At 65.6% G+C, this 9,592-nt stretch carries 9 protein-coding genes and 1 pseudogene; 5 read left to right on the top strand and 5 right to left on the bottom strand.

Translation table 11 applies throughout. The features are described from left to right. The 5 genes and pseudogenes from ACTHL0_RS03895 to ACTHL0_RS03875 form a co-directional block, all read right to left on the bottom strand. A pseudogene (locus tag ACTHL0_RS03895) lies at window positions 1-510 on the bottom strand (ferritin-like domain-containing protein); the annotation flags it as partial. A gap of 395 nt (window positions 511-905) precedes the next feature. Next, window positions 906-2,114: a patatin-like phospholipase family protein gene (locus ACTHL0_RS03890; RefSeq protein ID WP_440565274.1), complete on the bottom strand. Its 1,209-nt coding sequence runs from the start codon at window positions 2,112-2,114 to the stop codon at window positions 906-908. An 85-nt stretch (window positions 2,115-2,199) separates the two neighbouring features. Further along, a complete protein-coding gene (locus ACTHL0_RS03885; protein WP_440565273.1) occupies window positions 2,200-3,030 on the bottom strand; it encodes a PhaM family polyhydroxyalkanoate granule multifunctional regulatory protein in 831 nt (276 codons plus the stop codon). A 47-nt stretch (window positions 3,031-3,077) separates the two neighbouring features. Beyond that, window positions 3,078-3,926 carry an enoyl-CoA hydratase/isomerase family protein gene (locus tag ACTHL0_RS03880; RefSeq protein ID WP_440565272.1) on the bottom strand — a complete coding sequence of 283 codons (849 nt, stop codon included), beginning with the start codon at window positions 3,924-3,926 and terminating at the stop codon, window positions 3,078-3,080. Window positions 3,927-4,098: 172 nt separating this feature from the next. Then, window positions 4,099-5,091: a fumarylacetoacetate hydrolase family protein gene (locus tag ACTHL0_RS03875; protein WP_440565271.1), complete on the bottom strand. Its 993-nt coding sequence runs from the start codon at window positions 5,089-5,091 to the stop codon at window positions 4,099-4,101. 188 nt (window positions 5,092-5,279) lie between these two features. On the opposite strand from ACTHL0_RS03875, the gene ACTHL0_RS03870 reads away from it, so the two are divergent. From ACTHL0_RS03870 to ACTHL0_RS03850, 5 genes are all read left to right on the top strand, one after another. Then, window positions 5,280-6,164, top strand: a complete 885-nt coding sequence (locus tag ACTHL0_RS03870) for an IclR family transcriptional regulator (RefSeq protein ID WP_440565275.1) — start codon at window positions 5,280-5,282, stop codon at window positions 6,162-6,164. 146 nt (window positions 6,165-6,310) lie between these two features. Continuing rightward, window positions 6,311-7,525: a DUF3108 domain-containing protein gene (locus ACTHL0_RS03865; protein ID WP_440565270.1), complete on the top strand. Its 1,215-nt coding sequence runs from the start codon at window positions 6,311-6,313 to the stop codon at window positions 7,523-7,525. Window positions 7,526-7,782: 257 nt separating this feature from the next. After that, entirely contained in the window at window positions 7,783-8,040 is a 258-nt protein-coding gene (locus tag ACTHL0_RS03860; RefSeq protein WP_440565269.1) for a BTH_I0359 family protein, read from the top strand. A gap of 165 nt (window positions 8,041-8,205) precedes the next feature. Then, on the top strand, window positions 8,206-9,288 hold the full coding sequence (locus tag ACTHL0_RS03855) for a homocysteine S-methyltransferase family protein (RefSeq protein WP_440565268.1): 1,083 nt from the start codon (window positions 8,206-8,208) through the stop codon (window positions 9,286-9,288). Between the two features lie 59 nt (window positions 9,289-9,347). Continuing rightward, the coding region (locus tag ACTHL0_RS03850) for a dihydropteroate synthase (protein WP_440565267.1) at window positions 9,348-9,592 on the top strand (245 nt) is incomplete at its 3' end.

Raw genomic sequence — 9,592 nt, 5'->3', positions numbered from 1 at the left:
CTTCATATAGCGCAGATAGGCGCCGCCATGACGCGCCTCATCGCGCGAGATCGTTTCGTAGATGTGCTTGATGACGGGCTCGGTGTGCCATTCGGCAGCCCGGCGATACCAGTGGTTCAGCCGGATCTCGCCGCAGAAGTGCAGCATCAGCGTTTCGAGCGGCGGCGCCGGATCGAATTCGAAGCGCACGGCGTGCAGCTCGGCTTCCGTCGGCACCATCTCGGGCCTGAAGCGGCGCAGGTACTCCATCAGAACGAGCGAATGCTTTTGCTCTTCGAAGAACCAGACGCTCATGAACGCCGAGAAGTCGCTGTCGTGGTGATTGTCGCGCAGGAACATCTCCGTCGCCGGCAAGGCCGACCACTCCGTGATCGCGTTCATCTTGATCGTCGTCGCCTGTTCATCGGTCAACAGCGACGCGTCGAACGTGTCCCAGGGAATGTCCTTCTCCATGTCCCATCGGACCGACTCGAGCGATTTGTAAAGTTCCGGATAAAGCATGGTGTTCATAGGTCCCACCCCAGGTCTGCCCATTCCAACTCGTATGACGATTGCCGCACGCGACCGATCACCGCGCCGATGCGGCGAAAAGTACACGATTTTACGCTGTGATCACGATCGTTTATTGATCGAACTCAAGGCCGGCCGTGCGGCGAGACGTCTCGCGCGCAGGCGCCGGGCGCCTCGGGCGATGATCGGACGCGGCGCCGCGCCTCGCGCCGGGCCATTTATCCGGTCCTGCGGACGGCGGCACGACGACCTGCCGCGCTCATGGTTTTCAGTGTTCGCCCACGGATCGTAATCTTTGAAATGATAGCACGGGCCGCAGTACCAGCCGCCGTCGTGACGAACGCGCCCCATGCGCCGCCTATCGTCGCCCATGTTCAGGGGCTCGATCGCGGCGCCTATGCGCCCACCGCCACTCCGCCCGGCCCGGGCGCATCCCCCGTGCGAGCGTCGTCCAGCGTCGCGCGAATCCACTCGGCCAGCCGCTCGCGCTGCGCCAGCGTGTCTCGAAATCCGAGGTCGATCAGCTCGCCGGCGAACTCGGCCTCGAAGAGCAGATAGCTCGCGAACGATGCGCCCGCGGCCCGGTTGCCGCCAACGGCGCCCAGCAGCCCCCGGACCGTGAGCGGCAAACGCTTGAGGTGCCGCGCGGCGATCAGCTCGATCCGCTCGCTGGGCGCGATCGGCAGAACATCGACGTGGCGCCAGCCGCTCTCCGGTTCGACGTGCTGCGGCAGGTGGTGAATCATGCGGTTGATGTGTTCGATACGCTCGATGTCGGCGCCGATCGAATCGAGAAACACGCTGGCGAGCACTTGTTGACCGATCTGCGCCAGCGACGGATAGCCGCTTTCAAGGCCCGCCGCCGCAGGCACTTCGGGACGCGGCGCCGCGGCGCCGAGCACGACGATACGCTGCGCGCCGAAATGGATTGCAGGGCTGAGCGGCGCGATCTGCCGGATCGCACCGTCGCCGAAGTACTCGGTGCAGCCGTCGAGTTCGAGTGGTACCGCCGGAAACAGAAACGGAATGGCCGCCGAAGCGAGCAGGTGCGACGGTTTGAGCGCCACCATCCGCGCGCCGCGCTGAGCGCGCCGCCAGGCTTGGATCGGCTCCTCCGCTTGATAGAACGTCAGATGCCGCCCGCTCGAGTAGCTGAGCGCCGTGATCGAGAGCGCATGCAGCGCGTGCGCGTCGAGCATATCGCCGATCCGTGCGAAGTCGAGCGCGCCTTGCAGCAGATCGGCCAGTGGACCGTTGTCGAACAGCGCGCGCGGCGAACGCCGGACCGTCCATCCGAAGCTCATTGCCGCGAGCCAGCGCGCGCCGGCCGCCGCCACACCGCGCCAATCGGTGCGATAAACCTGCCGCGCGCGGATGTGCGACCAAAAATCGATGAGCCGGCCCACGCCCAATGCGAAATCGTCCGCGTGGCTCGCAATCGAAGCCGCGTTAATGGCCCCCGCCGATGTGCCGCACACAATCGTGAAGGGCGAGGCGCGCTCAAGCGGCGCCACCTCGTGCGCGATCTGTGCGAGTGCTTTGAGCGCCCCGACTTGATACGCGGCGCGGGCGCCGCCGCCCATCAAGACCAATGCTAACCGCACGGAGCACAACCCATGGGGCGAACGAAAGCGTGCCCGCCGCGCGCGGCCCGCGCGGCGCGGCTAAAGCGGTGCTGACCGCGGAGCGTCATTTTTCCCCGCGCGCGGCGGCAGAAGAGGCGGGCTTGGCCGTGCTCTTGCGCGCGCTCGGACGCTTGGCCGCCGGCTTGGACGGCGGTTCGGACGACGGGGCGCGCTTCTCGGCGGCCGCCTTGGCGCGCGGCGCACCGTCACTGCCCGCCTTCTTGGAAGAAGCCGGCGCCGAGCCGGCTTCTTCGGCGCCGCCCGGCTGCGTCATCGCAAAGGCCGCGAGTTGATTGAACTGCGACTGCAGCAGATTCCACCAGCCCGACGGATCGAACGCGGCACCACCGGTCTCACCGGCCTGCGCGCCCGCCCCCGAGGCTTCGTCGACCGGCTCGGCGCCGCCGCTTTCGCCCGCCCCCGCCGGCTGGCCCGCGTTCGCGTCGCTCGACCGGCCGGGCCAGGCGCTCGTCGACTGACTCCACGACGACGCGGGACTGGACTGCGCCCCCGCGCGCGCGCTCTCGGCCGGCTGCGTCATCGATGCCTTCGCGAATGCGCCGAACGCGCTTAGTGTCGATAGCGTCGCGCGCTGCACTTCGAGCGCCTGAATGGCCGATTGCAGCATGCTCAAGTTCAACTTGAGCCATTGCTCGACGGCGCGCATATCCGTGATGCGCTTGTCGAGCTCCTCGACGTTCATCAGCGGCGACATCATGTCGGACATCGCGGATAGCGGCGAGCTGAAACCTTGCGCCGTACCCGGCTGCATTCCGGGAAACGCCGCGCCGAACGGCGTCAGGCGCATCATGTCCCACATCTTGTCCAGCATCTCGGCGGGCGGAAAACCCGGGAAGCCCGGGAACGGCGGTTTGTCGCCGGCGGTGTCGGTCATCGAGTGCTCCTTCGATAGAGAGGGTATGCGTGAAGAGACGTTCAGAATCAGGAAAGCGCGTCGCCGCCCGGGAACTCCGGCGCACGGCGCTCGCGCAGCGAGCGGATACCCTCGTGCACGTCCGGGCCTGAAAAGCCCATGAATTCGAGTGCCAACGACGTGTCGAACGTGGGCCCCGCCATGCGCAGCCAGTTATTCAGCGCGTATTTCGTCCAGCGAATCGCGCTTTGCGAGCCTTGCGCCAGCCGCGTCGCCACCTCGAACGCCTTCGGCAGCAAGTCGGCCTCGTCGACGGCCAGCGATACGAGCCCGATCCGCTCGGCCTCGGCCCCGCTCACGGCTTCGCACAGCAGCAGGTAGTACTTGGCCTTGGCCATCCCGCACAGCAGCGGCCATACGATCGCTGCATGATCGCCAGCCGCCACGCCCAAGCGGGTGTGTCCGTCGATGATGCGCGCATCGTTGGCCGCGATCGACACATCGGCCAGCAAGCCGGCGACGAGCCCGGCGCCGACGGCAGGCCCATGCATCGCCGAGACGATCGGCTTGCTGCAATTGATGACGTTGTAGACGAGATCACGCGCCTCGCGCCAGACGCGCGAGCGAACGTCGAAGCGGTCGGCCATCTGCTCGACGAGGCTCAGATCGCCTCCCGCCGAAAAGCCCTTGCCCTCGCCGCGGATCACGGCGACGCGCGTATCCGGATCGCGATCGACGTCGCGCCAGATTTCGGCGAGTTCGCGATGCATGCGGTCGTCGGCCGCTGCCAGCGCGCTCTTGTTCATCCCTTCTCCGCTCATGACGATTTCGAGCACGCCATGCGGATGACGCCGCACACGCAGCGAGCGGTAGTGCGCGTAGAGCGCCAGATCGTCGGGAGGTGTCGTGTCGGTCATCCGTATCGGCTCGTCGGGGTGGGGCAACGGCCCGCGGGGGCCGTTGCTCAATCGTCAGTTTAGGCCCGCGCGGGCGGCCTCGCATCGGGCCAAACCCGGCGCGGAAAGCATGCAATACACGAAATGCCTTTTCGCAGTATCGGCAGTATCGCCTGCGCAAGCACCGGGTGGGTTACCGCGTGCGCTCAAGCGGGACGACCGATTGCTCGATCGCGCCGAAAATCGATTTGCCGGCCTCGTCGAACATCTCGATCTTGACCGTGTCGCCGTACTTCATGAATTCCGTCTGCGGTGCGCCGTTCGCGATCGTTTCGAGGCAACGCTTTTCGGCAATGCAGCAGTAGCCGCGTTTCTCATCCTTGTTCGACACGGTACCCGAGCCGACGATCGAGCCGGCGCGCAGATTACGCGTTTTCGCCGCGTGCGCGATGAGCTGCCCGAAATGAAACACCATATCGACGCCGGCGTCCGGCTGGCCCACTTTCTTCCCGTTCCAATGGACGATCAGCGGCCGCTGCAGGCGCCCTTCGCGCCAGTGTTCGCCGAGCTCGTCAGGCGTGACGGCCACGGGCGAGAACGCCGTGGCCGGCTTGCTTTGGAAGAAGCCGAAGCCTTTGGCGAGTTCGGCCGGGACCAGATTGCGCAGCGAGACATCGTTGACGAGCATGACGAGCCGCACCGCTTTGAGCGCCGCGTCGGGCGCCGTCGCCATCGGCACGTCGGAAGTCACCACGGCCACTTCGGCTTCGAAGTCGATGCCGAAGGCCTCCGAGGCGCAGACGATGTCGTCGGCCGCCCCGAGGAAGTCGTCGCTGCCGCCTTGGTACATCAGCGGATCGGTCCAGAACTCGGGCGGCATGTCCGCGCCGCGCGCGCGCCGCACGAGTTCGACGTGGCTGACGTAGGCGGATCCATCCGCCCACTGGAATGCGCGCGGCAGCGGCGCCATGCAGTCCTTCGGCTCGAATGCGAACGCGTGGCGGGCGCGGCCCTGGTTCAGGGCATCGGACAGCTCCGCGAGCTGCGGCGCGTAGAAGGGCCAATCGTCGAGCGCGCGTTGCAGCGTCGGAGCGATGCCGTCGGCGATCGCAGCCGTGCGCAGATCGCGCGAGACGACGATCAGTTGACCGTCGCGTGAACCGTCTTTGAGCGTGGCAAGTTTCATGAAAGCGGAGATCGGAACCGTGAGATGACGATAGAGGGAATCTATTTTACGATGGTGAATGGCGGGCCTGCCTAGCTCGGCCGAGGATACCGCGCCCCGGCCCTCGCGCTTGCCGGTTCGTCGTTGTTTCGTTGTTTGTTTCGTTGTTGGTTTCGTCGTTTTCCGCCTTCGGTCCTCTTTACCTGTCCATGCCCGCGATGCCTTCTCCCTCTCCCGACATGCCCGATCCCGCGCAGGCCGATGTATCTGATGCGTCCGATGCGCTCGACGACGCCGCGGACGGCGAAGAGAAAGTGCGCTCGGGCATTCAGTCGATCGAAGTGGGATTTCGCCTGCTGGAGGTCCTGACGAACGAGCCTCGCGCGATGATGCTGCGCGATCTCGCCAAGCGCGCGCAGATGAGCCCCGCGAAGGCGCACCGCTATCTCGTGAGCTTTCTGCGGCTCGGCCTTGTCGCGCAAGACCCGGTATCGGGCCGTTACGAGCTTGGGGGCTTCGCGCTGCAGATGGGCCTGGCCCGTCTTGCGCGGGTAGACGGCGTCAAGCTTGCACGCCTGGCACTCGGCGAGTTGCGCGACCGGCTCGATGTCACCGTGGGCATCGCCGTCTGGGGCAATCTCGGGCCGACGGTCGTCCATTGGACAGAGTCGAGCCATCCGGCGAAGGCATCGCTGAAGCTCGGCGACGTCATGCCGCTACTTGGCTCGGCCACGGGCCTGCTATTTGCCGCCTATCTGCCGCGCGGCAAGACGGCCCCGATGATCGAGCGCGAGCTGTCCGATTCGCGCCGCTCCGCGCATACGACCGGGCCGCGCAGCGAGGCCGACCTCGAACGCGTACTCGACGAAGTACGCGCTCACGGCGCGGCGCGCGTAGCCGGCATGCTGTTGCCGACGATTCACGCTTTTTGCATGCCCGTATTCGACGCCTCGGGCGATCTCGCGCTCGGGCTGATTGCACTGGGGCACGAAGGGGATTTCGACCTCTCCTGGGAGGGAGACATCGCGCAGGCGCTGAAGGTCTGCGCCGGCAAGCTGTCGTACGAACTGGGCTACAGCGAAGCCACACGATAACGCGAGGATCGCCCGCCCCAAAAACGGGCACGCCGGGGGCCCTCGGCGCGGCGCGCCGTTTGCAGGCATGATGTCGGTTTGTCCGTGCAGCTCGGATCGTCCCGGCGCCCTTGGCCGCCGTTCGATCGACGATCGAACCTATCGCCATGTCGTATCTATCGTCTTTCGATGCCGCTCGTGCCGCTCCCGCTTCCAGCGGCGTGCATCGCCGTGCGTGGCGCTGGGGCCTCGCATTGACGGCGGCCGTTGTCTTGCACGGCACCGCCGTCGTCTGGTTCGAGCGGGTGCATGATGCGCCCGCGCCTGAAGCAGTCAAACCGCCGGTGCAAGTCGCACTCCTCACGCCGCAACCGATCGCGCGCGACCGGGCCCATCCTTCGCTCCGGCATCCGGCCGCGGCGCGTCCTGAGCCGCCCGCGCGGGGGCCGGGGCGAAGGCAAGCGCCCGTGCTCCATGCGTTGGCCCCCGCACGTATCGGCCCCGACGCGGCTGCCGTCCAGACAGCGAGCGAAACCGAAGGGTCCGCGGCCCATGCCGATACCGCCGCCGGTACGTCCGCAACGGCTGCCGGACCTGCCGGACCCGCCACAGCCACCGTGCCCGCGAGCGCACGGGCGGCAGGCGCCCGATTCTCGGTCCCGCCCTCGGGCAATCTGCACTACAACACGTTTTACAACGGGGTGGAAAACGCGCCCGGCACGATCCACTGGGCGAGCGATAGCCATCGCTACGAGATGATCGTATCGGTCCCATTGCCGTTCGTCGGCACGTTCTCGTATGAAAGCCATGGACGCATCGACGCGTTCGGCCTTGCCCCCGAGCGCTACATCGAAAAGCGCGGACGCCGCCCGCAGGACGTCACGACGTTTGACCGCACAGCCAAACGCATCGGCTTCACGCGCTCGAGCGCCACGCTCGCGCTGCCCGACGGCGCGCAGGACCGGTTCAGCATGGTGATGCAGCTTGCAAGCCTGGTGCGCGGCGACCCGGACGCGTACCAACCCGGCGTCACCCGCTCGTTTTATGTGGCCGACGACGACAGCGGCGAACATTGGCCGATCGAGACGATCGGCGACGAATCGATTCTGACTGCCGAAGGCGAAATCGAAGCGCGCCACTTTATGAGATTGCCGCGGCACGAGGGAGACCGGCGCCGGATCGACGTCTGGCTGGCCCCCTCGCTGGATTGGCTGCCTGTACGAATCATGCAGACGGAACCGAACGGCTCGCAGATCGAACTTGTCTGGCGCGGGCCTTTGAGGCCCCCGGGCGCGGAAAATGCGTCCGCGATGGGAAAGACACCGGATGACTCGTCCGATGCCCAGGCAGCTGAAGTCGGGCCGGTGCGCGAGCACCCCTAAACTGGTGAGCCGCGCGTGCCGTTATCCAATGTATCGAGGCACACGGACGATCCTCGATGTTTTCCCTTGCCGCTCGAACGTTTTGTATGGTTGGGGTCTAACTTTGTAGGTCGACGACGCACGGAACGTACGTTTAGGTGGAATGTTCCAACCCGTTTTAAGCGCCGTTTAAGACCCACCCCTTGAAATTCCATACAACACGCTCCAAGTACAGGGCGGAAAACGGCCAGGAGCCAACAGGAATAAGGAGTGTCGCCATGCAAATGATCTACAACAGCCCCAACTACTGTGTCGTCGAGTTCGCCCCGCAAGCGGAACACCTGGCGATGAATTCAGGTGGCTACGAAATCGTAGACAAGAACACGCAGCGCGAGATCTTCATCGACGGCGCGATGGCGGCACAATTTCGCGAGCATGTCCGAAAGCTGATCGAAGAAGAGCCCACACTCGACGAAGTCGACGAGTTCCTCGGTCAATTCGACAGCCTGATGACCCAGCCCGTCGTCTTGCACTGACGGGCCGCCCAGGCCGCAAGGCGGCACGACATCCCCATCGAACCCCGTCCGGCGTACCGGGCGGGGTTTTCTTTTGCGGGCCGGGCAGCGGGTGCCCGTCCGGCAGGCGTACCCGGCTGCCGCTACAATGACGGTTTCCCCCGATTACGCATGAGCCCGCTCGCCATGAATTCGTCCGCCGCCGCTCCCGCCGCATCGCCCGCCGCTTCGACTGCAAGCGGCACGCACTACACGCGAGGCGCGGCGCTGCCCTCGCTGCTCGCATCGCGCATCCTGATTCTGGACGGCGCAATGGGCACGATGATCCAGCGCTACAAGCTGGACGAAGCGCGTTATCGCGGCGAGCGCTTCAAGGATTTTGGCCGTGACATCAAGGGCAACAACGAGTTGCTGTCACTCACGCAGCCGCAGATCATCAGCGAGATTCACGAGCAGTATCTCGCGGCGGGCGCCGACATCATCGAAACGAACACGTTTGGCGCCACGTCGGTCGCGCAGGCCGATTACGGGATGGAATCGCTCGCGCGCGAGATGAATCTCGAATCGGCCAAGCTGGCCCGCGCGGCGTGCGACAAATACTCGACGCCGGACAAGCCGCGCTTCGTCGCCGGCGCCATCGGGCCGACGCCGAAAACCGCGAGCATCTCGCCCGACGTGAACGATCCGGGTGCGCGCAACGTCACCTTCGACGAGCTGCGCGCGGCGTATTACGAGCAAGCACAAGCGCTGCTCGACGGCGGGGCGGACTTGTTCCTCGTCGAAACGATCTTCGATACGCTCAACGCGAAAGCCGCGCTGTTCGCGCTCGACGAACTGTTCGAGCGAACGAGCCAAGTGCTGCCCGTCATGATCTCCGGCACCGTGACCGATGCATCGGGCCGGATTCTGTCCGGGCAGACGGTCGAAGCGTTCTGGAATTCCCTGCGCCATGCCAAGCCGCTCACGTTCGGGCTGAACTGCGCATTAGGTGCCGCCTTGATGCGCCCGTATATTGCCGAGCTCGCCAAGCTCTGCGATACCTACGTGTCGTGCTACCCGAACGCGGGCCTGCCCAATCCGATGAGCGACACGGGCTTCGACGAGACGCCCGAGGACACCTCGCGGCAGTTGAAGGAATTCGCGCAAGCGGGGCTCGTGAATCTCGCCGGCGGCTGCTGCGGGACCACCCCGGAGCACATCGCGGCGATAGCCAAGGCGCTGAGTGGTGTGAAGCCGCGCGCGTGGGCACACTATCGCGACGCGGCTTGACGCGAGCGCATCGCCCTGCACTATTGTCCGCGTTCCACCGCCATTCATCGACGAACACCATGACCGAACACATGATGCGCCTTGCCGGCCTCGAGCCGTTTAACGTCGCCTCCGGCGCGCTTTTCATCAACGTCGGCGAACGCACGAACGTCACGGGCTCGAAAGCGTTCGCCCGCATGATTCTCAATGGCAAATTCGACGATGCGCTGGCCGTCGCGCGGCAGCAGGTCGAAAACGGCGCGCAGATCATCGACATCAACATGGACGAAGCGATGCTCGATTCGAAAGCGGCCATGGTGCGCTT

Origin of the sequence: Trinickia sp. (assembly GCF_051961175.1) — a bacterium.
In the GTDB taxonomy this organism is placed as follows: domain Bacteria; phylum Pseudomonadota; class Gammaproteobacteria; order Burkholderiales; family Burkholderiaceae; genus Trinickia.
Note: the sequence above shows the minus strand (reverse complement) of the source record. Positions and strands in the feature narration are given on the sequence as shown.

Coding starts and splice junctions, on each gene's coding strand:
- ACTHL0_RS03865 (WP_440565270.1), top strand. CDS start 6,311: ATGTCGTATCTATCGTCTTTCGATGCCGCTCGTGCCGCTCCCGCTTCC.
- ACTHL0_RS03875 (WP_440565271.1), bottom strand. CDS start 5,091: ATGAAACTTGCCACGCTCAAAGACGGTTCACGCGACGGTCAACTGATC.
- ACTHL0_RS03860 (WP_440565269.1), top strand. CDS start 7,783: ATGCAAATGATCTACAACAGCCCCAACTACTGTGTCGTCGAGTTCGCC.
- ACTHL0_RS03885 (WP_440565273.1), bottom strand. CDS start 3,030: ATGACCGACACCGCCGGCGACAAACCGCCGTTCCCGGGCTTCCCGGGT.
- ACTHL0_RS03870 (WP_440565275.1), top strand. CDS start 5,280: ATGCCCGCGATGCCTTCTCCCTCTCCCGACATGCCCGATCCCGCGCAG.
- ACTHL0_RS03880 (WP_440565272.1), bottom strand. CDS start 3,926: ATGACCGACACGACACCTCCCGACGATCTGGCGCTCTACGCGCACTAC.
- ACTHL0_RS03855 (WP_440565268.1), top strand. CDS start 8,206: ATGAATTCGTCCGCCGCCGCTCCCGCCGCATCGCCCGCCGCTTCGACT.